General features: G+C 40.3%; 19 protein-coding genes. 3 read left to right on the plus strand and 16 right to left on the minus strand.

Translation table 11 applies throughout. The features are described from left to right. Positions 1-3459: 3459 nt before the first annotated feature. The 12 genes from BTR_RS09750 to BTR_RS09835 form a co-directional block, all read right to left on the minus strand. Positions 3460-3648 carry a hypothetical protein gene (locus tag BTR_RS09750; RefSeq protein ID WP_038474125.1) on the minus strand — a complete coding sequence of 63 codons (189 nt, stop codon included), beginning with the start codon at positions 3646-3648 and terminating at the stop codon, positions 3460-3462. Positions 3649-5474: 1826 nt separating this feature from the next. Then, positions 5475-5651: a hypothetical protein gene (locus BTR_RS13015; RefSeq protein ID WP_012232330.1), complete on the minus strand. Its 177-nt coding sequence runs from the start codon at positions 5649-5651 to the stop codon at positions 5475-5477. A 596-nt stretch (positions 5652-6247) separates the two neighbouring features. Next, the gene (locus tag BTR_RS09775) at positions 6248-6646 is read right to left on the minus strand and encodes a hypothetical protein (RefSeq protein ID WP_038474137.1); all 399 of its coding nucleotides are present in this window, start codon (positions 6644-6646) and stop codon (positions 6248-6250) included. A gap of 74 nt (positions 6647-6720) precedes the next feature. Next, entirely contained in the window at positions 6721-7854 is a 1134-nt protein-coding gene (locus BTR_RS09780) for a DUF6990 domain-containing protein (RefSeq protein ID WP_012232332.1), read from the minus strand. A gap of 13 nt (positions 7855-7867) precedes the next feature. After that, positions 7868-8431 (minus strand): hypothetical protein, encoded by a 564-nt coding sequence (locus BTR_RS13565; RefSeq protein WP_244393459.1) that lies wholly within the window; start codon positions 8429-8431, stop codon positions 7868-7870. Positions 8432-8444: 13 nt separating this feature from the next. Further along, positions 8445-8822, minus strand: coding sequence for a hypothetical protein (locus tag BTR_RS09790; RefSeq protein ID WP_038474140.1), 378 nt, complete (start codon positions 8820-8822; stop codon positions 8445-8447). Between the two features lie 262 nt (positions 8823-9084). After that, positions 9085-9426 (minus strand): hypothetical protein, encoded by a 342-nt coding sequence (locus tag BTR_RS09795; RefSeq protein ID WP_038474716.1) that lies wholly within the window; start codon positions 9424-9426, stop codon positions 9085-9087. 2307 nt (positions 9427-11733) lie between these two features. Further along, positions 11734-12066, minus strand: a complete 333-nt coding sequence (locus BTR_RS09815; RefSeq protein ID WP_038474151.1) for a hypothetical protein — start codon at positions 12064-12066, stop codon at positions 11734-11736. Beyond that, the gene (locus tag BTR_RS09820) at positions 12063-12260 is read right to left on the minus strand and encodes a hypothetical protein (RefSeq protein ID WP_038474154.1); all 198 of its coding nucleotides are present in this window, start codon (positions 12258-12260) and stop codon (positions 12063-12065) included. The genes BTR_RS09815 and BTR_RS09820 overlap by 4 nt, the downstream gene beginning before the upstream one ends. After that, on the minus strand, positions 12250-12807 hold the full coding sequence (locus BTR_RS09825; RefSeq protein WP_038474158.1) for a hypothetical protein: 558 nt from the start codon (positions 12805-12807) through the stop codon (positions 12250-12252). Before BTR_RS09825 ends, BTR_RS09820 begins: the two co-directional genes overlap by 11 nt. Positions 12808-12852: 45 nt before the next feature. After that, positions 12853-13413 carry a hypothetical protein gene (locus tag BTR_RS09830; RefSeq protein ID WP_012232333.1) on the minus strand — a complete coding sequence of 187 codons (561 nt, stop codon included), beginning with the start codon at positions 13411-13413 and terminating at the stop codon, positions 12853-12855. Positions 13414-13425: 12 nt separating this feature from the next. Then, complete coding sequence (locus BTR_RS09835) at positions 13426-13941, minus strand: hypothetical protein (RefSeq protein WP_038474161.1); 516 nt, start codon at positions 13939-13941, stop codon at positions 13426-13428. 2262 nt (positions 13942-16203) lie between these two features. Between BTR_RS09835 and BTR_RS09845 the strand changes: the two genes are divergently transcribed. Continuing rightward, positions 16204-16773: a hypothetical protein gene (locus BTR_RS09845; RefSeq protein WP_038474719.1), complete on the plus strand. Its 570-nt coding sequence runs from the start codon at positions 16204-16206 to the stop codon at positions 16771-16773. 214 nt (positions 16774-16987) lie between these two features. Here BTR_RS09845 and BTR_RS09850 read toward each other — a convergent pair whose 3' ends face one another. From BTR_RS09850 to BTR_RS13025, 4 genes are all read right to left on the minus strand, one after another. Then, positions 16988-17188, minus strand: coding sequence for a hypothetical protein (locus tag BTR_RS09850; RefSeq protein WP_145972912.1), 201 nt, complete (start codon positions 17186-17188; stop codon positions 16988-16990). 420 nt (positions 17189-17608) lie between these two features. Continuing rightward, a complete protein-coding gene (locus BTR_RS13020; RefSeq protein WP_158305314.1) occupies positions 17609-17755 on the minus strand; it encodes a hypothetical protein in 147 nt (48 codons plus the stop codon). 50 nt (positions 17756-17805) lie between these two features. Further along, positions 17806-18027, minus strand: a complete 222-nt coding sequence (locus tag BTR_RS09855; RefSeq protein ID WP_038474170.1) for a hypothetical protein — start codon at positions 18025-18027, stop codon at positions 17806-17808. Between the two features lie 787 nt (positions 18028-18814). After that, positions 18815-18970, minus strand: coding sequence for a hypothetical protein (locus BTR_RS13025; protein WP_158305315.1), 156 nt, complete (start codon positions 18968-18970; stop codon positions 18815-18817). A gap of 1102 nt (positions 18971-20072) precedes the next feature. Between BTR_RS13025 and BTR_RS09865 the strand changes: the two genes are divergently transcribed. Together BTR_RS09865 and BTR_RS09870 are read left to right on the plus strand one after the other, a co-directional pair. Beyond that, complete coding sequence (locus BTR_RS09865; RefSeq protein ID WP_038474176.1) at positions 20073-21005, plus strand: YopJ/AvrA family T3SS effector serine/threonine acetyltransferase; 933 nt, start codon at positions 20073-20075, stop codon at positions 21003-21005. A 364-nt stretch (positions 21006-21369) separates the two neighbouring features. Further along, positions 21370-22314, plus strand: a complete 945-nt coding sequence (locus BTR_RS09870) for a YopJ/AvrA family T3SS effector serine/threonine acetyltransferase (protein ID WP_012232336.1) — start codon at positions 21370-21372, stop codon at positions 22312-22314. The last annotated feature ends 267 nt before the right edge of the window (positions 22315-22581 follow it).

The raw sequence follows: 22581 nt of genomic DNA on the forward strand, positions 1-22581 counted from the left end.
ATCACCAAATTTCCCCTACGCCATTGCAATCGTTCCCCCCTTGCCGTATCCAAACCTTTATGCCTTTATTCACGCGCTTTTCGCCCCAATCTTTCCACGACCACCATGCTCTTGACCAAGCACCCCTCCCTTGTCTTTACGTTTCCATATTTTTACGATTTTGTTTATTTACAGAAAACTGTAAAGAGTTGATAAACATTCCAAGACTATTTGATCCTCCGCCTTTCTCCCAACGCCCCCACACCATTACAACTTTTATACCCGTGTCGTATCCAAACCTTTATGCCTTCATATCGTGGGGAGATACGGAGGGCATATTGTTTCTTTCCATTTTACGTTTGCCTTTGTTTGAAGAGGCTAATGCCAATAATAGGTTTAGGCAATAGGTTTGGATACTGAGCTTGGAATGTTCATCAGTTCTCTGCTCTTTTCTGTAAATGAGCAAAATCGTAAAAGTGTGGAAACGTAAAGCTAAGAATGCGTGCTTTATCAAGAGCATGAAGGTTGTGAGAAAGCTGGTGGGAAAAAGAAGAGACGAATGAAGGCTATACGTGCTTTTTCAGCGCTGCCTCTCATGACCACGCGATTTCATTGTAAAATTCAAACGTTTAATAAAAAAGCAAACAGCACCGCACATGTCCCCCATCTTCCTTATCTTTTCAGCCCCCCTCACCCCCGCCTCAAATCTCATGCTCTACACACGACTTTTCCATCACAAAATTCTCCACACAACCCCTTTCCTCCCTATGCTCCCACACGCCATTCCAACTTATTTACAATGGTCCCCTAGACGCTCTCTATCTTGCACCCACAGCCCTACAATCCTCTCTCAAATATCTTGTCTCCATTCACCTTTATGCCTCCACTTACACCCTCTTCTCCCAACCATCCTCCCACAATCTTCACGCACTTAACAAAACACACACCCTTTGCTTTACAGTTCAACGTTTTTACGATTTTACATATTTACAAAGATTAGTAGAGACCAGATAACCATCCCAAAACTATTGATCACCAGCCTTTCCGCCAGTTCCCTCACCATTTCAATCTTTTCATCCCTATACCATTCCAACCTTTACGCCTCTTCCCTAAATGCTCTTTATCTTTTACTCGCAACCCTATAGCTCCTCTCTCAAATATCTTATCTCCACTTACCTTTATGCCTCCACTTACGCCCTCTTCTCCCCACCATCCTTTCCACAACCACCATGCTCTTGACAAAGTACGCATTCTTAGCTTTACGTTTCCACGCTTTTACGATTTTATTGATTTACAGAAAGCAGTAGAGAGCTTATAATCATCCCAAGCTCATTACCCAAACCTATTGCCAAAACCTATTATTGCCATCCGCTCTCTTCAAACAGATGCCAGAATAACTTGCGATAAGAAAAACAGTATTCCCCTCAAAATCATGAAACAATGGCATGATTTAAAACGATGCCACCCCTCATAAAGAGCACGATACAAGCTTTTTCAGCGCTGCCTCTCATGACCACGTGATTTCATTGTAAAATTCAAACGTTTAATAAAAAAGCAAACAACACCGCGCATATCCCCCATCTTCCTTATCTTTTCAGCGCCCCTCACGCCCTCTCAAATCTCATGTTCTACAAAGGCAAACGTAAAATGAAAAAACACCGTATGACATCATGCTCCCTATGCACCCCTCAAAACCATGAAGGAATGGCTTGATCTAAAATGATATCTCTCCTCATAACGAATACGATACACACTTTTTCAGCACAGCATCTCATTGCCGCGTGACCTTATGGTAAAAAGCGACCGATAAAAGAAGTATACAGCGCTACAACAGTTATCGTTAAGAAAACCATCAAGGAATATCCAAAGCACAGAAAAAGACTACTGCAAATCAAAGTCATGATGCACCGACTCTATTGAGAAAAAAGCATCCCTTTCCAGTTTCACAATTTTGCAAATTTGCAGAAAATAAAAAATATCATCCCCCCAAAAAACTAAGCTTCTTTCCTTCTCTTGCATCTCCCCCACCGATCTTCATCTTTCTTATCTTTTCAGCACCCCTCACCCCCGCCTCAAATCTCATGCTCTACACACGACCTTCTCATCACCCAATTCTCCACACAACCCCTTTCCTCCCAATGCTCTCACATGCCATTACAACCTTTTCACTTCCGTACCATTCCAACCTTTACGCCTCTTCCCTAAATGCTCTCTATCTTTTACCTGCAGCACTACAACCCTCTCTCAAATATCTTATCTCCACTTACCTCTATGCCTCCACTTACGCCCTCTTCTCCCCACCATCCTTTCCACGATCCTCACGCACTTAACAAAGCACATACCTTTTGGTTTTACAATTCCACACTTTTACGATTTTACTCATTCACAGAAAACAGTAGAGAACTGATAACCATTCCAAACTCATTACCCAAACCTATTATTTACATCAGCACTCTTCAAACAAAGGCATGATCTAAAATGATGTCACCCCTCATAACGAGCACGATACAAGCTTTTTCAGCGCTGCCTCTCATGACCACGCGATTTCATTGTAAAATTCAAACGTTTAATAAAAAAGCAAACGGCACCGCACATGTCCCCCATCTTCCTTATCTTTTCAGCGCCCCTCACGCCCTCCTCAAATCTCATGCTCTACACACGACTTTCTCATCACCCAATTCTCCACACAACCCCTTTCCTCCCAATGCTCTCACATGCCATTCCAACCTTTTCATCCCTATCCATTCCAACCTTTACGCCTCTTCCCTAAATGCTCTCTATCTTTTACCTGCAGCACTACAACCCTCTCTCAAATATCTTATCTCCACTTACCTCTATGCCTCCACTTACGCCCTCTTCGATCAACCATTCTTTCCACGATCCTCACGCACTTAACAAAGCACATACCTTTTGGTTTTACAATTCCACACTTTTACGATTTTACTCATTCACAGAAAACAGTAGAGAACTGATAACCATTCCAAACTCATTACCCAAACCTATTATTTACATCAGCACTCTTCAAACAAAGGCATGATCTAAAATGATGTCACCCCTCATAACGAGCACGATACAAGCTTTTTCAGCGCTGCCTCTCATGACCACGCGATTTCATTGTAAAATTCAAACGTTTAATAAAAAAGCAAACGGCACCGCACATGTCCCCCATCTTCCTTATCTTTTCAGCGCCCCTCACGCCCTCCTCAAATCTCATGCTCTACACACGACTTTCTCATCACCCAATTCTCCACACAACCCCTTTCCTCCCAATGCTCTCACATGCCATTCCAACCTTTTCATCCCTATCCATTCCAACCTTTACGCCTCTTCCCTAAATGCTCTCTATCTTTTACCTGCAGCACTACAACCCTCTCTCAAATATCTTATCTCCACTTACCTCTATGCCTCCACTTACGCCCTCTTCTCCCCACCATCCTTTCCACGACCACCATACTCTTGACCAAGCACGCATTCTTAGCTTTACGTTTCCACGCTTTTACGATTTTGCTTATTTACAGAAAAGAGTAGCAAACTGATAAACATCCCAAACCTATTGATCACCAGCCTTTCTCCCAATGCACCCACATGCCATTGTAACCTTTTCACTTCCGTACCATTCCAACCTGTACGCCTCTTCCCTAAATGCTCTCTATCTTTTACCTGCAGCACTACAACCCTCTCTCAAATATCTTATCTCCACTTACCTTTACACCTCCACTTACGCCCTCTTCAATCAACCATCCTTTCCACGACCACCATACTCTTGACCAAGCACGCATTCTTAGCTTTACGTTTCCACACTTTTACGATTTTTCTTATTTACAGAAAAGAGTAGCAAACTGATAAACATTCCAAACTCATTACCCAAACCTATTGCTTAAACCTGTTATTAGCATTAGCCTCTTCAAACAAAGGCAAACGTAAAATGGAAAGAAACAATATGCCCTCTGTATCTCCCCACGATATGAAGACTACACGCACTTTTTCATTGCTGCATCTCATGACCATATGACCTTGTAATACGATATCAAGCATCTGATAAAAGAAGTATACAGCGCCACAACCGCTATCGTTCAGAAAACCATCAAGGAATATCCAAAACACAGAAAAAAACTACGCTCCTTTCCTTCTTTTAAATCCCCCTACTGACATCCCATCTTCCTTATCTTTTCAGCGCCCCTCCCCCCCCCCGCCTCAAATTTCATGCTCTACACACGACTTTCTCATCACCCAATTCTCCACACAGCCCCTTTCCTCCCAATGCTCTCACATGCCATTACAACCTTTTCACTTCCGTACCATTCCAACCTTTACGCCTCTTCCCTAAATGCTCTCTATCTTTTACCTGCAGCACTACAACCCTCTCTCAAATATCTTATCTCCACTTACCTCTATGCCTCCACTTACGCCCTCTTCTCCCCACCATCCTTTCCACGACCACCATACTCTTGACCAAGCACGCATTCTTAGCTTTACGTTTCCACGCTTTTACGATTTTGCTTATTTACAGAAAAGAGTAGCAAACTGATAAACATCCCAAACCTATTGATCACCAGCCTTTCTCCCAATGCTCCCACATGCCATTGTAACCTTTTCACTTCCGTACCATTCCAACCTGTACGCCTCTTCCCTAAATGCTCTCTATCTTGCACCCGCAGCACTACAACCCTCTCTCAAATATCTTATCTCCACTTACCTTTACACCTCCACTTACGCCCTCTTCTCCCCACCATCCTTTCCACGACCACCATACTCTTGACCAAGCACGCATTCTTAGCTTTACGTTTCCACACTTTTACGATTTTTCTTATTTACAGAAAAGAGTAGCAAACTGATAAACATCCCAAACCTATTGATCACCAGCCTTTCTCCCAATGCTCCCACATGCCATTGTAACCTTTTCACTTCCGTACCATTCCAACCTTTACGCCTCTTCCCTAAATGCTCTCTATCTTTTACCCGCAGCACTACAACCCTCTCTCAAATATCTTATCTCCACTTACCTTTACACCTCCACTTACGCCCTCTTCGATCAACCATCCTTTCCACGAGCACCATACTCTTGACCAAGCACGCATTCTTAGCTTTACGTTTCCACACTTTTACGATTTTACTCATTCACAGAAAAGAGTAGCAAACTGATAACCATTCCAAACTCATTATCCAAACCTATTGCTTAAACCTGTTATTAGCATTAGCCTCTTCAAACAAAGGCAAACGTAAAATGGAAAGAAACAATATGCCCTCTGTATCTCCCCACGATATGAAGGCATAAAGGTTTGGATACGACACGGGTAGAAAGGTTGCAATGGTGTGGGGACGTTGAGAGAAAGGCTGGTGATCAATAGTCTTGGAATGGTTATCAACTCTTTACTCTTTTCTGTAAATAAACAAAATCGTAAAAGTGTGGAGCTGTAAAGGCAGGGTGTGTGTTCTTTATCAAGAGCACGAAGGTTGTGAGAAGGATGGTGGGAAAAAGAAGAGACGAATGAAGGTTATACGCGCTTTTTCATTGCTGCATTTAATTGCCGTGTAACCTTATAATACGAGATCAAACGCTTGATAAAAGAAATATACAGTGCCGCAATAGGTATTATTAAGAAAAAATCAAGAATGCCCCCCAACAAACCCACCAAAACCACCGTGGACGCTACCGCCATACCGTAATGCATTTTATCCTCTTCCTTTTATAAATTGATTGATTGGGGTGCTTTAGTCACTTCTTCCAATTGCTGAATCTTCTTGTTGAGCCGAGAGGTTAAAATTTCACGAAGGATGATAATAACAGGAACCGTTGCTAAAATACATATCCATAAAAGAACAAAGAAAAAAAAGAAAATGGTAAGAGAGATAAATCTGTTCTCATCTGTCACAAAATTTATCTCTTCATAAAAAATCATAGAGACATAAACTTTGAAAACCATAATGATGAGAGAGAGGCATGAGAGAATGACATAATTTTTGCGCGAAAAAGCGAGCCATTTTTTAAATGAATGGGAACTTATTTTTGTATCCAGTGCTAAATTTTGTTGCACAATTTCTTTTAAGCTTTTTTTTAGAGAAACAAAAATGCTGTGGCTGTTCGCTCATCAAGCGTCTTTGTTTTTTCACTCTGAAATAGAACCTCAAACGCTTGATTAAACAATAATAAGGCGCCACAATAAGCATATTGACAAAAATAGCAAAAATCGTCACGGTCTCGAGCAGAAAAAGTCCAAACGGCAGAAAAAAAATAAAAAGCACGGCTTCATTCTTCATGGCGAGCGCCTCACCGATTGATCTTGAGCAGCTTTGTTTCTTTTTCCAGTTTTTGCCTTATCTTTTCCAATTTTCGCTCTTTAAAACGATGAAGCCCCCAAAGGATAGGAAGAGGTGTGAGAAGACAAAACCAAATCAACACCGGTAAGAGAAAAATAAGAGAAGCAATTCCCTCCCATCTTTCCCACTGCAACGGCTGTACCAAAGGCTTTGCACCCGCAGGGACTTTTAAAGCCATCATGATAAGGCATGTGCCAAACATCATGAAAAAGCGACGCCCTATCATTTTTAAGCTTTTCCCCCCTTTACGGACTTCTCCTAGAGCGACCGTAATTTTTTTGCCTAAAGAAATTTTAATTTTTTTGAATGAAAAGAAAGACTCTTCAAATGTTGCGTTTTTCTCCTGCATTGATCCCCTCTGTTTTTCTTATTTGTACGCGCCATTTTAAGCTTTCTTTAATGTATGTAAATTCTTTATTTTTCTCAATAATTTTTTTCATTAATCCCAATTTTTACATCCATATATCTTACTTCCCCATCCTTCATGTAAAGAATATGAGGACGAACGTTTTTTCCATCAACTTCATAAACCGTGTCTTTTTCGTAAACAGTATATCCCTGTTGCCTTAATTCTTGTCTTTTTTCCTCGATCAAATTTTCGTAAATAAAGCGCCTTCTATTGCACAAGTCTGGATCTGTGGCTCTAAAATATTCATAACTCTCCACCTCTAGGGAATAGGTTTTTGCCGCCTGCTGAAGCAAATCGTAACTGGATTGCTTTGCCTTTTCTACCGCCTGAGCGATCACCAGCGCGCGTGCCAAGTGCTCTTCTTCAATGCTTGTCTCAAAGCCCAGCCTCTCACCTTCCATAAAGCTTTTGTGATAAGCGTGTAGAGTTTCAACATCCCCCAGCAAAGCCAGAGCCGCAAGATAGCGCAACGAATAAGGAGTCAATTGCGGAACTACAATTTCGTTTTCCCAAGGAAGGGTGCGATATTGAGAGCGGAGCATATTGCCAAGATCAACATCGCTCATTGCTTTTTCTAAAGCTCTCTCAAGTGCATGGCGTAAACGCTTTACGCTCACCTTTTCTTCAAAAATTTCCAATCCCTTCACATCAAAACTCAATTCGAGAGCAATCAAGCCTCCAGAATTATAAGGGTCTATCGTTTGACAAGCCGCCGCATGGATACCAGAGACCACCGCAATTCCACAATCAAATTGCGGATACCCCTTCTTAGCATTATAAAGAAACTGTACTTCACGGTCTGGTAAAAAGAAGGTTGCCAAATAATCCCCTTTTCCTTCAATTTTAACCCTCCCCCCCAAACTCTTTAAAAGTGCCGTTGCACTTTCCAGCGTGACAATTTCCTCATCAGAAAGAAAAAACGCTTTTTCTTCAAATGACGGCTTAAGCATCGGTGTTTCCCCAAGCGGCTCAAAGGCAACCGGTTCTTTAAGCACACGTCTTAATTCTTTTCTCACTTGGCAATACAGTCTCACCCGCTTGAAAGCAGAACAGCACAATGCCAAAATAAACATCGTACACAGAGCAGAAAGCAGCGTGAAGAGCATCAATTCCACTCCCCATGAGAATACAACAAGGATATCTTTCATTTTCCCCTCTCCTTCATGTGCTTTTTTGTCGATACACAGCCGCTGTCCGCTCCCAAGTTGCCTGCTCTAACTGATCAATCTTTTTGTTCAACAAAACCGTAAAGATGACACGAACCACAAAAACAAAAGCAACCGGGATGAACACAAAAATAAACCCTGATATCAACTCCATGATTAACAAGAAAACAGCCGCGACATTTCCTCCCCACCCTGTCAATATCCACCCAAGCAGCAATGGTACGACGAGAACCGTTCTCAAAGTTGAAATCATAAAAGTAATACAAAAGATAACTTTATAATTTTTGCGTGTCAGAAGCGCTTCTTCAAGCGAAAAAATCCGTGTTTTTTGATCCACTTCAGATGATGCCTTAATCGTCAGTGTTTCGCCACTGTGCTGTTCAAACGCAACCGGTTGTTTAAGTACACGTCTTAATTCTTTTCTCACTTGGCAATACAGTCTCTCCCGCTTGAAAGCAGAATAATACAATGCCCAAATAAACATCGTGCACAGAGCAGAAAGCAGGGTGACGAGCACCGCTGCGACAACCCATAAGAATAAATAAAGCCCCGTATTCATTTTCCCCTCTCCTTCACGCGCTTTTTTGTCGATACGCAGCCGCTGTCCGCTCCCAAGTTGCCTGCTCTAACTGATCAATCTTTTTGTTCAACAAAACCGTGAAGATGACACGAACCACAAAAACAAAAGCAACCGGGATGAACATCAAAAAAAACTCTAATATAAACTCCATGCTGAACAATAAAACTATCGAGATATTCCCTTCCCATCCCGTCAACTTCCACTCAAACAACATGGGTATTATGGAAACCGTTCTCAAAATTGAAATAATGAAAGCAATATAAAAGATAACTTTATAATTTTTGTGTGTCAGAAACGCTTCTTCAAGCGAAAAAGACCGTGGTTGCCTTCGTTCCTTACCCCATGTTGCATTTTGTTCATTGCTTCTCATTTTTTACCCCTCATGTGTCTAAAATTTTAAGCCATTTGCATGAATCGAAACTTTTGTCCTTCCCAATGAATTCAATTTTTATATCAATGTATCATGATCAATCGCTTGTTAGATCAATTACTTGGTCTTTCCTCATCTTTTATGCGCGATAGCGTCTTCTCCCTTGCCTCTAAACATCACACCAATAAAAGCGCGCCTTATAATATATAAAATATAGAAAAACCAACTTTCATTCTCCCCTCTTCCTCACGCGCTTATTTTGTTAATAAATGGTTTTTCTTCGCTGCCAGATTACTTGTTCCAGCTGATCAATCTTTTTTTTCAACAAACGCGTAAAGAGGATACGAACCACAACGACAACAGGGATCAATAAAAAAAGAAGCGCTGATATAAAAACCAATATTAAGATGAGAATGAAGAGGCTATAATTCCACCACCCTGTCAAATCCCACTCAAATAACAGCACAAGTGCTATCTTAAAAGCCTCAATCATAAAAGTAATACAAAAGATAACTTTATAATTTTTGCGTGTCAGAAACGCTTCTTCAAACGAAAAAGACCGTGGTTCTTTAGACGATATTGAATTTCCCCCACTGCCCCTCATTTTTTGCCCCCTCATTTGTCTAAAATTTTAAGCTCTTTTCATTGATTAAAACTTTTGTCCTCCCCAATGAATTCAATTTTTATATCAATGTATCACGATCAATCACTTGTTAAATCAAACGCTTTTCTTTTTCCATCTTTTTTATGAAGACAATATCGGAGAAACGTTTTTTTTTATCAACTTTAAACATCATGTTTTCCTCACGCATAATATGTCTCTGTTGTCTTAATGTCTGTTTTTTTCTCCTCAAGCCATTTTTGATTAGGGATATCTTTCTATTGCACAATTGTGAAGCTTTGGCTCTAAAATTCTGAGTACTGCTCTTGATTATTTTCAGGAGATAAGTTCCTTTCACAAGAGAAACGAACCGGTTCAAGAAAATCATAACTGTGTTGCTTTTGTCTTGTACCACGGCTTGAACCATCACCAAAACGCAGCCGAAATGAATTTTTTCGATGCCTATCTCAAAGCCTAGGTCTCAAAGCCTAGCCTCTCACCTTCCCTAACAGCGGTTGTGATCAGAGGACTTCAACACCCCCATCCATGCTAACGCCCCAAGATGCTCACAGAGTATAATACTTTGTTTTTTCCTTTTCCAAGGGTGCCCCCTATCGAGAGCCCAGCACCTTGCGAAGATCTTCCCCTTTAACCTCTACCACCTTTAAACCTGCACGGCTTACCTTTTCTTCAAAAATTTCCAACGCCCCTTGCCTTAAAATCCACTCCTTTGCCTTAAAACCCACCCCCCTTATCTTAAAGCCTTAAAATCCATCCCCTTTGCCTTAAAATCGAATTGTAGAGCAAGAAATGCTCCAGAATAATAAGGGTAGCAATAGCCTATCGACCAGAGACCACCACAATTCCACGATCAAAGGACACAATAAAATTGCGCAAAATCTTTTTCATCCAAAGAGAAACTTGGCCCGTGCGATCTGGTAAAAAGAAGAGCGCCCAATGATCTCCTTTTCCTTCAATTTTGCCCCTCCAACTCAAACTTTTTTAACAACACCGTTGCCCTTTCTATGGGCTCAAACATGCAAATCCAAAACATATGCTTTTGGCTCACCTTCTCCATATGCTTTTGCCTCATGCACTTTTGCTCCATGCGCTGTGGAGAAAATAGGCTCTCTTGCCCCTCTCCCACCACTGCATCTTTTGCTTTAAGCACAGATTTTCATTCTTTTATCGCTTGGAATTTTTGATAAAAGCAAAATAAGCCCCTTCTTTCTTAAAAGAAGAAAAAAAGATAGCTAAAACGATAGCGCCCAAAAATACGCTAAAGTGCTTCACTTTTCCCCCCATTATGCGACTGCACCAACTTTTCTCAAAACACCCTCGCTTGGGAATAAAAGCATAAAACACCAAGGTACCCCACGCTCCTTTAATGAACACATCAAAGGCAAAGCGCCTCCTCTTCACTTTTCTCTGCTCACAAGGCAAAAGCCCCAACCCTTTTCAAAACACAACCCAAGCATTAAAAAAAGCATAAAACGCAACCACGTCTCATGCTCCTTAATGAACAAATTCAAACAATGCCTATGACAACAAAAGTCCCTCTTTACTTTTTTCCCTCGCTCACATTGTATAGTATGACTGGTGCTTTTTTCTGCTCAACCTCTTCTTCCAGTTGTACGCTAAAGCACTTCACTTTCCCCCCATTATGCGACTGCATCAACTTTTCTCAAAACACCCTCGCTTGGGAATAAAAGCATAAAACACCAAGGTACCCCACGCTCCTTTAATGAACACATCAAAGGCAAAGCGTCTCCTCTTCACTTTTCTCTGCTCACAAGGCAAAAGCCCCAACCCTTTTCAAAACACAACCCAAGCATTAAAAAAAGCATAAAACGCAACCACGTCTCATGCTCCTTAATGAACAAATTCAAACAATGCCTATGACAACAAAAGTCTCTCTTTACTTTTTTCCCTCGCTCACATTGTATAGTATGACTGGTGCTTTTTTCTGCTCAACCTCTTCTTCCAGTTGTACGCTAAAGCGCTTCATTTTTTTCCCCTCATTATGCGACTGCATCAACTTTTCTCAAAACACCCTCGCTTGGGAATAAAAGCGTAAAATGCAAGCGGGCGCCTCACACCCTTTCATCAATAAATCCCCTACACCTTTTCATCAATCAATCAAAGCCAAGGCTCACAAGCCCCCTCTTCATTTTTCCCTACTCACAAGGCAAAAGCCCCAACCCTTTTCAAAACACAACCCAAGCATTAAAAAAAGCATAAAACGCAACCACGTCTCATGCTCCTTAATGAACAAATTCAAACAATGCCTATGACAACAAAAGTCCTTCTTTACTTTTTTCCCTCGCTCACATTGTATAGTATGACTGGTGCTTTTTTCTGCTCAACCTCTTCTTCTAGTTGCTGCACCGTTTTCTTCAACTGACGTGTCACGATTAAAAGCATCATAAAAACAACGGGTAAGAATAAAAAAGCACCGGCAAGAATCCATGCCAATGGCTCTAATATAGCCGCAGAAAAAAAGCCCTTCTTTCTCCATATCTTCACGAGAACCGTTATAATTGTCGGAAGTGTCACCATGACGGTCGAAAAAGTGAATATTTTTTTGTAATCTTGCCAAACAAGCGAAAGCTGTTTTTGATCAAACAGGCTGCTGCTTTTCATTTTTGCGAGATCTGTTTTAAGGCGATATCGCGTTCATTCAACACGCATTTCAATTCCTTTTTTACGCGGCAATAGAGCCGTGCACGCTTGATAAACAGATAATAAATGACCAAAATTGGTACCCATATTAAAGCATTTAAGAGCGTAAAGACTAGGCAAGAAAGGGCTGCTAATACTATCATACTACTCGTCATTTTGTCCCCCTTGCACATTTTGCATACGGATTTCCTGGTCGCGTTGTTTGATTGCTTCTTCCAATTGTTGAAGCGTTTCTCTCAATTTTCTCGTTAATCTTATGCACACCATGCCAATGATCGGAGACAAGAGAAGAATTGCTATCGATATAACGCTCAACAGCATCATGATAAAGCCAATCCCATCACTTTTCCACCATGCCAAATTTGCGATAGAGAAAACCGATTCTAGAAGAGAAAAGAGGATAAAGACAAAAAGAATTATTTTCCATTCTTTTGAAGAAAGAAACAGAGATTCTTTGAAGTTAAGAAAGCGCATTTTTGCATCAAGGATCTCAAGCGCAAGATTGTGTCTTTTCATCTCTCCCTGATCATTGCGCAATTGTTGTATGGCTTGCTTTTGTTGCGTCGTCCTCTTTTTCAATTCTTGAGTAAGTTTAAAGGACAACCTCACATGCCTGATCAACCGATAAGGCAGCCTGACAATGACCATCAATATTAAAATGACAATAATGATGAGGACTAAAAAAACCAAATGTCCTATCATAACGTTCCCTCTTTTTCCCTATCGCATTGATGTGCAATCATCATTTTACTTTCTACTCAAGCAAATTTTTCTCATTTCTTCACTGCTTTTTTCACGCCATAATAAAAGGAGATTATGGAGAATTAAAATGACAGGCAAAGTGACAACAATACACGTCCACAACCCAAACAGCAGCTGCGCAACCAAAGAACCAATGTGAAGCAAGAAAGGTGCATGATTGCGCAAAAAAATCGCAGATTTTGGGAGAAAAACCGCAAAAATAATAAGAACTGTAAAAAGCACAAACATAACAAAAGTGATCGAAAAGAGTATCGAATAATCTTTTTTTGAAAGTTCCAAAGATTCTTTAAAAGAAAGAACACTGAACTGTGTTGCAGGAACTATATTCTGTCCTCGTCCCTCTGCCTGATCATACCTCAAATCCTCTGCTGCACCCTTTTGTAATTTCCGCCACATGGCCCATAACAAGATTGTTCGTTTTATAAAAGAATAATAAAGTGCCAAGATTGTCATCACGGTGGAAAAGAATACCGAGAAAAATATAGCATAAATAAAGATAATTAGCCCTGCGCCAATCAACCTTTCAATGATTAAAGAGGTGCTCACGTGTTCCCCCTATTATATTCTGTCAAAAGATTGATTGTCTAACTGTTGCTGCTCTGGCTCTGTTTCCCACAGCTGCATCATTTGTTTCACATCCCGTTTCACCATGGCGAGGAGAATAAAAAAGAATGGAAAGAACGCGAAAAGAGTGCCAAAAATTATTTGCGGCATAAGACATAAAAAAGCCCAAACACTATTCCACCCCGCATCACGCACATACCCGATGATCGGATTTTTAAAAGGCTGTGCAAGGCTCTCCTGAAACATTTTTTGAATATCTTCTTGTTTTATTTTCCCCATTGCTTGAAACTGTTCTTTGGATATAACGTGAAAAAATTCCAAAGGCTGCATATAAGTAGACGCGGCAAAAAGCCCAAATAAGAGGATAGCTAAGCAACAAATGATGACATAATCTTTTGTTGAGAGAGGCATTCCTTTTTTGAAAGCCGCCAATTGATCCGACAATGGCTTGGAGACAAAAGCCTTACTCCCCTCATGGACAGATGGCTGTTGTGATTGATCTCTCATCATACGGATAATCCCCCATGTCTAAAATTCCCACGCTTCAATATTTGACACCACGCGATCAGCGTGACGAAACCGCTTAGCACTCTTCTCATCATGAAGCAAGCGTTAATAATTCCTTTTAAGTATTTTTTTTAATGCCTTGAATATGAGACAACAAGACACTCTCCCACGGCTTATAAGCCCAAACGCGCCTTTTTCCCTCCTGATTGATCACATAACCTTAAAGGACCTCCCCTTAAAGGGCACTGTTTGACAAAACTCAATCAACAACACTTTTTAATTCAAAAAAAACATCCCCTGGAGAAATTTTACCTGCCCGCCATAAACGACATGTTTACCACCGCTTCAATGAAACCGCACCTATACGAGACAAAAGATAATGATCTCTGCCCTCCAAAGGACAAAGATTCTAAAACCCATATCAATTTGTAAACAATCTAATTGCTCTTAGTGGATTCCACCTGCTCATCACTTATGGGCTCCACTTGCATAAGGCTCTACAAACGAGTTCTTTATTTAATATTCGCTGCAGATTTTAAATATTTAACGGATCAAGCGTTGTATGCCTTATGAACCTTATATCACCGCCTCAAATGACAGTATTTTATCGCATAACATAAAAGGATAAAATATTTTCACAAGCTCTTTGTGTCTTGATAAACAACACATTGAATCATCACACCGCGATACTGTAAGATTCTTTCATCACATCCCCATACTGAAATCAACCCAAACCATATCGCTTGCAGATTACAAGAGGGAGAAGCCCGTGTGGAGTAAAAACGGTACAAGAAAGACATGCCTTTTCATGAAGAGTGGCCAAAGCCCGTAAATTGGGAACGAGCAAAGAGGGGGTGCCAGCTTACTCTTTTTATGAAACCTAAAATGAGAGGGCTCAATAAATCCTTCATGGGGCATTTTATCCTTTATTAAGGAGCCCTTCTATTCTTCACGGGCTCCGTCGCGAAATTGAGGTCGAGAACTTTAAGACATGCCTCTTTAAAACAAGCCCGTGAATGCGCAGCTCCAAGGTATGTGATTTGGGTATGTGGTTTGAGACGTTCTGTTTTACGGAAGAGATGTGCCCCCATAGAACAAAAGAAACAATTGATTATCTAAAATACAGCTACAGCACCTTTAAAATTTTTCAATTCTCATTTTAAAATTTCTTAAATTAAAAAAGCGCCTCTTTTAAAATTAATAAAGAAATGTCTCGTATCTCACAAATCCCCCCAGCTTTATACAAATCCCCCCAGCTTTATAAAAGCCTCTCTTATCAAGATATCTTCTTATAAAGCTTCTTTGGATATTGCAGCGCGCCATTTAAAGCGACAGCCACCCCTTCTTATGATAAAATCCATTAAAACGAAAAAAATTATCCTCTATAAATGATGACCATAAAAGGAAGACGCCACACCAGATCACTTGACCCTTCACAATTTATTTTGAACCAATAAACGATTATTTTATTTGAAAATAGAGGATGTCTTATGCTATAATGATAAAAGTGGGTCAGTTCGTTTTCTATTGTTCTCTCCCCCTTCAACACCAAGAGAAGTTCCTCTATAAAGGATAACCTTTAAAGAAGGCTCTATCTATAAAGGACGACTCATAAAGAATAAGAGCTGCTTAAACAGCGTGATGGAGATCAGGTATCTTGGTCCTGCGTTCAAAAACAAAAATCCCAATCCCCCAATAGCCCCCCAAAAAACAAAACCTTTTCAAAGGAGGAATTAAAAAGTTTCTGCAAAGCGCGCGTAAAAAAAAGCCCAATCATTCCCAGATAACTCCCAATAAGCCCTCAATCATTCTATGAAAAAAGACTTTATGAGAAAAAATAAGGAGAGCAACCCCATAGAGCTTTATTTTTTCATTCACATTTGACAAAAATTTCTTTTACTTTTTCCAAAGAAGTTGAGAAATCTGTAGAAAGCAAATTCCTTGGCTATCGATGCTCAAAAGATAAAAATAAGCATGATGGGGGAAAATAACACTGATAGGGTCAAGACAATGCTAGGAAACACCAGATGATCTTTTCGCTCTATCATGTTGCTGTTCTTTACGCTTAAAGACTTCGTTTCTCCTTTGCTCTGCAACGCGGCTTATCCCCCCAAAAAGAATTTTCTTCCCCACAATATTTGTCCCCCGTATTTGCTTCCCCTCACTATTTTCTCCCCCCCCCCCTCAATATTTGCTTCAAGTGCTTTTTACAATCACTGTCCCCCAAAAGTAGACAGTTTATTTTTCATTCAAATGGTTAAGTTCATGAAAATAGGTAAAAAACACGGTAGACCGAAAATAACAGGCAAACTGAGAGAGCCCAATGGCCGTATTTCACGTGCCAAAGGTCTCCGAAAATCTGCATCTCAATCAGCCATTGAAATGCGTGCAAAACGCTTTGGTTTGAGCCTTGAAGAAGCGAAAAATCCGCTTGTGGGGACCTATATTGGACGTCTTTGTTTGCTTGGCTATAAAGAGGATTCATCAGGCATCAGTAAAGAGCAATATGACACAGCGCAACAATACTTGCAAATCAGAAACGACTATTTATGTGCCAAAGGTTTACCAAACGGCTATTATGATGGCTTTAAGCCTAGCACATCTGATGAGAAAGCCAAAAAGCAATGGATTGAAAGAGCAACTCAACGCTATGAAGCGATGCAAGAAGCCATTAAAGAAGCCCAATATCTGCATCGTCAACACAACTTTCATGCGGCATTACAATATCTTGTAAGTGAAGATCAACCACTGCCAACGCTTGTTGGCTCACTGCGTATTATTCTTGATGCCCTTTATAAACATTTTGACTGTTCCAGCCAAAAGCGCCTTCGCTAAAATATCCCTCGTTATCCTCCCCCCAAAAGAACAAAGATTCGATAAGCTCCGCTGCGTTTGCCCCCCTCTTCAACACAGGGATACTTAAAAAAAACTCTTGACGTGCCCTTTTATCGGATTTCCAGATTTAAAATGCACACGTCAAAAAACAAGCCTAAAAAAGTCCCCACGCCCTAAAAAAACACACCACAACCACCCCAAGAAACATATGCCCTCAAAGGACAAGACGGTGTAACAAGACAGCCCCCCTCTTCAGACATCCCCTCCGTTGTAACCAGCCGCTCCTCTCATACACACCGCCCCCAATGGTCATTGCTGTTACAGCCTTAACACTTGAAGTCCACAGAAAGTTTGTCTTTTCATCAGACTTTTGGATTTGCGAACTTAAAACGGCGCGCCCAAAAACAAGCCTCAAAACATCCACCACGTCCTCAAAAGCACTTCACAACCACCCCAAGAAACAGACGACCTCAAAAGACACTATTTCCGGTACAACAAGAGCACCTTCTTCACATATCTCGCTGTGTCGCAACAAGCCGCACGTATCATACACTTGGACCCCCAATGTTGATATCGCGACAATCTGACCATTTGAGACAATTCATAATAGGCATTTTAAGTTCTTTCTTATACAATTCTATAGGTGCATAAAACTTCCACTCTCTCATGAGAGATAAGATATGATTTTGATTCAACATGCGTTTTAAATGAGAAAATTTTACGCTATTTAGATTTCCCATTGAAAATGAATAAAGATAAATTTATCATTATAAATCAATCTATTGATCTTGAAAACAACACCTTAACTTTTTTACAAAGTTAAAAGCTCATGTTTTTAAACCAATGTTTTTACCCCCCAAAAAGCTCCACCAACAATCCCTCTCCACTTAACCGCACCATAAGCCTCAATCGCCCACACAATTGCAATGATCTCGCCTTGCCGTAATTCCCCACCAACAGCTGCCAAATTCCAACTTGCCAAATCCCAACATCGACCAACCTCACCGTTTCACCAATAAAGCACAAAGAGCTTCAACACCACAATTTACCCTCCCCTTTTGCCTTTCCTTGTTCAAAAGAAAAAATGGGGCTTTCCCCTATCCCCTTATATTGACCACAATCCCCCATCCCCCCCTCTCCACTTAACCGCACCATAAGCCTCAATCGCCCACACAATTGCAATGATCTCGCCTTGCCGTAATTCCCCACCAACAGCTGCCAAATTTCAACTTGCCAAATCCCAACATCGACCAACCTCACCGTTCCATCAATAAAGCACCAAGAGCTTCAACACCACAATTTACCCTCCCCTTTTGCCTTTCCTTGTTCAAAAGAAAAAATGTGTTTTGCCGCATCAAAAAACTTTTCCATAAAGACAGCATATTTTACGGTACAATCAATGAATGCGCTTTTTCTATAGATTTATTTCTGCGATAAAAAAGCAAAAATAATCGTTTTGCTGTTGACAAAATATGAAAAATCGTATTTAATGACAGATGCGGTAGAGGGGTATTTGTATCCTAATTTCATCATAAAATTTTTCTCTTGTGAGAGGCTGTTATAGATTGTTATAAAACAGTGTGTTTTGCAGCAATGTATAAAATGGTGTGAATTTTTATCATTTGAGAAGATTAACCCGTAACTAAGGGTTTAAAAGTTTACTGTCTGACGGCATCTTCCTTCTTTTTTTAAATTATCTTTCTTTTGCATCACAAAAACCAGTATTTTGAGATATTCAGGGAAAACAGTATCCACGCCCCCCTCTCATAAAACACCCGCAACAAAACATCGTTTCAATAGATCACAAAAAGAGTGAGCAATACGCAAACAGCAATAAGATGAATACGGCTGTTTCTATTGATACACGGCACTTTTTAGCCCCCCACACCTCAAAGCCACACACCTCAAAGCCACACACCTCAAAGCTCCCACACTTCAAAGGATGCGGCTTTTAAATCCACGTCGCTTTGTAAAGAAACAATGGTTTTTAGCAAGTTGCACTTTTGATCCACAAACCTTTCCCTTTCCCCATGCTCTTCACTCAAGACTTAAAAGCACAATACACAAGCTTAAAAACAGACCCACGCCCCTCACCACCATACCCACGATAACCACACCAGTCTCTCCTATCAACAACGATATCGGCAACAATCTTAGCCGTCCCCCCTATACGACAAAAACCATGGCACCCAATCACCAGCAAAATCACCAACAATACCGCGATGGACCACGCTTATCATGCATCAGCCCAACACCCAGCCTCCAATGGTCATGCCGTAACAACCTTAACACTTGCGATCCACAGAAAATTTGCCTTTTTATCGGACTTTTGGATTTGCAAACTTAAAACACGCGCCCAAAAACAAGCTTAAAAACAGACCCACGCCCCTCACCACCATACCCACGATAACCACACCAGTCTCTCCTATCAACAACGATATCGGCAACAATCTTAGCCGTCCCCCCCTATACGACAGCCCCCCTATACGACAAAAACCATGGGACCCAATCACCAGCAAAATCACCAACAAAACCGCGATGGACCACGCTTATCATGCATCAGCCCAACACCCAGCCCCTACTAACACGACTCCATCAAAAAAAACACAAGGTCCCAAAACCAATACCAACCATCTCTCCCAGGGGAAACACCTTACTCTTTCGCACCACTGCCCCTTTTTTCAAAAGAGCAAGAGAATTATGAAACGCAACGCAACCTTTATGGGAAAATTTTTATAGAGAGGAGCCAATCAACAGCCACTCTAAAAGCCCCCTACCCTTCAACGATACTAAAAACCTATCAAGGAGACTTATCTTATATCACAACACCTCAAAGGACCGTGTTTTACGGCATAGCAGTATTTTACAGCATAGCGGGATCATTTGGTAACATGATGATTTTTCCGGAAAAAAATCCAAAAGAATGTTCTTAAAAAAATAGGCATTGTTGTATAACAAACACCGATTGCGGATAATTTCATTTTTTCACACGGAAAACTGTTGAAAAAAGCTATCATCTCTTCATTGAAATGAGCCATGCAATAGAAATAACTTAAAATATAAAGATAACGTTGCCCTCTAGACTTCTGACAATTTTTCCAGATTTTACAACTGTAAAAAATCCGCAGATTTTTAAAATTAAGAAAGCTTTTGGTTTTAAAATCCTGCTTATAAAAACACCAAAAGTACGATTTTTTTCCTTAATTTTCAAGAGCCCAAGACTTTCTTTTCAAACATTATTTGGTCAAAATATCAGAAAATAATATAGCCTATCGATCATCAAGAAAAAGGTTGATATGATGAAACCACAAGATTCACAAGACTCCCCCCCTCATTCATCACAAATACCAGAAGGTGCAAGTGCAGATGCCTCATTAGAAAGCCTTGCAACACATTTAGAACAGCTTAATATCGAAAAAATAAATTATACCCCTTTCAACCGTGCGGAATTAAAAGATATCATTGCAGGTTTAGAACAGCATAATGCCGATGGAAGTTGGATTAAAAACTATTATGATATTTTAGATCTTTACATGATGCCAGCTTTGGTCGATCAAGCAAATCGTAAATATCCAGAGATGAATCTCAAACTTACAAGCCCTCCTAACGGCTTTGCCCTCGCCCTCAAAGACACACTCGAAAGCGGCATAAAATCTTCCAGATTTATTGTTAATGCACATGATAGAGGTATCCATTTTGCGGTTGTTGATCATCAAACCATTGATGATAAAATATCTTTGATCTTTTTTGAACCGACCTCACTGCGTGACACACTTCCCGCATTACTCGCATTAAGAACGCGACAATCCCTTGAGCATTACCCATTTCCTCCTATTCATTTTGCCATGGCGGAAATGGACATTCAACGAAGCTCCTCTGAATGTGGGATGTTCAGTTTAAGCCTCGCCAAAAAGCTTTACCTTGAATCTCAAAAATTAGAAAGACTGCACAAAGATAATGTTAAGGGCGTATTATTTGAACCAGACACGCCTTTACCGGCTGAAAAGTTAGATCCCTATCTTCCTCCTCGTTTATATAAACACGTACAAGGAAGAAGACGCCTTATGGAATATTTACAATCCAATCCGGGTGCTGAACGTGAAACAGTCAACAAAAAAGGGGAAACTCTTGTCGAGAGATTTGAGAAAAACTTAGTGAAAACGGAAACAAAAACAGCCTCTATTTCACAACACAGAAAAAGAGCAACGGAATACAAATCTCTCATGCTGTAATGAATTTACTCTATCCATAAAGAATGAAACAATGCTGCTTTACGGCTAAGATTGCGATAAGCAAAAAGGTTTTTCCATTTGTAAGATAAAGAGACAAGAAATTTGTCTTCTTAAAGACAAACCGTCATTATTCTAACAAAATTTTATAAAAATCAGCCCAGAGCCCATATTTTAAAACTTTGAAGCAACAAAAAGCACGCGCAAGTTTTGGAAAGCCCCGCCTCTACTTTCTTACAAAAACAGCTAAAAAATGATCTTTTTTCCTTAATTTTCAAGCGACAAAGGCTTTTTTTCAAAACATCATTTGGTCAGAATTTAAGAAAATAATATTGGCCTATCGCCCCTCAAGAGAAAGGTTAATAGTATGAAACCACAAGATTCATCCCCCCCTCGTTCCTCACACATGCAAGAAGGAGCAAGTGCACAAGGAGAAGCCAGCGCGGAAGAATCTTTAGAAGAGCTTATTGCCCGTTTAATGCACAGTTCCGTTCAAACAGAAGAAGAAAATGTTGCCCCTAGTTCTGAAGAATTAAAAGCGATTATTGCCGGCTTAGAAGATGATCTTGCCACGGGTCATTGGATTAACTCTTATTATGAAGATACCGATATTAGAGTGATGCCCGCTCTCGTCAAAAAAGCCAACAGCAAATATCCGGACATGAATCTCAAATTGGCTCTTACAGCAGAAGAGTTTTCTCACGCAATAAAAGAAGTCGTTGAGAGCGACGCAAAATCTGCCCGATTTATCGTCAATTCAGGAAGCAAAATCCACTTTGCCGTCCTTGACTATCAAAAATTTGATGACAAAATCTCTTTGATTATGCTTGAACCAACAACATTTCAAAATATCGCTGCTGCGAAACTAGGGATAAAAATAAATCAAACCCTGGAAACTCTTCAACTGCCTCCTTATTCTTTTACCATGGCGGAAATGGATATTCAACGAAGCTCTTCTGAATGTGGGATGTTCAGTTTAAGCCTTGCCAAAAAGCTTCATACCGAATCTCAAAAATTAGAAAGACTGCATAAGGATAATGTTAAGGGTGTCTTATGTGACCCCAATTCATCTTTATCTGCTGAAAAATTAGATTCCTATCTACCCGTTAGTTTGTACAAACATACGCAAGGGCGAAGACGTCTTGAACAATATCTAAAAACCAATCCGCAAGCGATTGATGAAACAGTCAACAAAAAAGGTGAAACTATAAGAGAGAGATTTGAAAAAAACTTAAAGGAAGAAGGAGCAAAAAACGTCTCTGTTTCTCCCCATAAAAAAAGGATTACGGAATACAAATCTTTGACAATATAATGGATATTTTTTTCATCAAGCACAAAGCGCTGCTTCTTTACGGCAAGGGTTACTGTGCGTACATCTTCTTTTCATTTGTAAGAAGAAAAGACAAAACGGCAAACAAGTTGTCTGTTAAGAGCAAAACACCCTTATTTTATCAAAATCCGCGCATTTTAAAGCCTATCTTTTAAAAGTTTGAAGAGCTCCACCGCACCCTGATGAAAGCTCGACAAGACGCTCTTATCGCCTCACCTTTTCAAAAATAAAGGCTTTTTTTCAAAAAAT

It is taken from the genome of Bartonella tribocorum CIP 105476, from assembly GCF_000196435.1.
Classification (GTDB): Bacteria; Pseudomonadota; Alphaproteobacteria; order Rhizobiales; family Rhizobiaceae; genus Bartonella; species Bartonella tribocorum.

What these genes read in the sequence shown, in the direction of transcription:
- BTR_RS09795 (WP_038474716.1), bottom strand. Translation starts at nt 9,426, where the DNA reads ATGAGGGGCAGTGGGGGAAATTCAATATCGTCTAAAGAACCACGGTCT.
- BTR_RS09865 (WP_038474176.1), top strand. Translation starts at nt 20,073, where the DNA reads ATGAAACCACAAGATTCACAAGACTCCCCCCCTCATTCATCACAAATA.
- BTR_RS09870 (WP_012232336.1), top strand. Translation starts at nt 21,370, where the DNA reads ATGAAACCACAAGATTCATCCCCCCCTCGTTCCTCACACATGCAAGAA.
- BTR_RS09815 (WP_038474151.1), bottom strand. Translation starts at nt 12,066, where the DNA reads ATGAAAAGCAGCAGCCTGTTTGATCAAAAACAGCTTTCGCTTGTTTGG.
- BTR_RS09835 (WP_038474161.1), bottom strand. Translation starts at nt 13,941, where the DNA reads ATGATGAGAGATCAATCACAACAGCCATCTGTCCATGAGGGGAGTAAG.
- BTR_RS09775 (WP_038474137.1), bottom strand. Translation starts at nt 6,646, where the DNA reads ATGCAGGAGAAAAACGCAACATTTGAAGAGTCTTTCTTTTCATTCAAA.
- BTR_RS13015 (WP_012232330.1), bottom strand. Translation starts at nt 5,651, where the DNA reads ATGCATTACGGTATGGCGGTAGCGTCCACGGTGGTTTTGGTGGGTTTG.
- BTR_RS09780 (WP_012232332.1), bottom strand. Translation starts at nt 7,854, where the DNA reads ATGAAAGATATCCTTGTTGTATTCTCATGGGGAGTGGAATTGATGCTC.
- BTR_RS13565 (WP_244393459.1), bottom strand. Translation starts at nt 8,431, where the DNA reads ATGAATACGGGGCTTTATTTATTCTTATGGGTTGTCGCAGCGGTGCTC.
- BTR_RS09790 (WP_038474140.1), bottom strand. Translation starts at nt 8,822, where the DNA reads ATGAGAAGCAATGAACAAAATGCAACATGGGGTAAGGAACGAAGGCAA.
- BTR_RS09845 (WP_038474719.1), top strand. Translation starts at nt 16,204, where the DNA reads ATGAAAATAGGTAAAAAACACGGTAGACCGAAAATAACAGGCAAACTG.
- BTR_RS09825 (WP_038474158.1), bottom strand. Translation starts at nt 12,807, where the DNA reads ATGATAGGACATTTGGTTTTTTTAGTCCTCATCATTATTGTCATTTTA.
- BTR_RS09820 (WP_038474154.1), bottom strand. Translation starts at nt 12,260, where the DNA reads ATGACGAGTAGTATGATAGTATTAGCAGCCCTTTCTTGCCTAGTCTTT.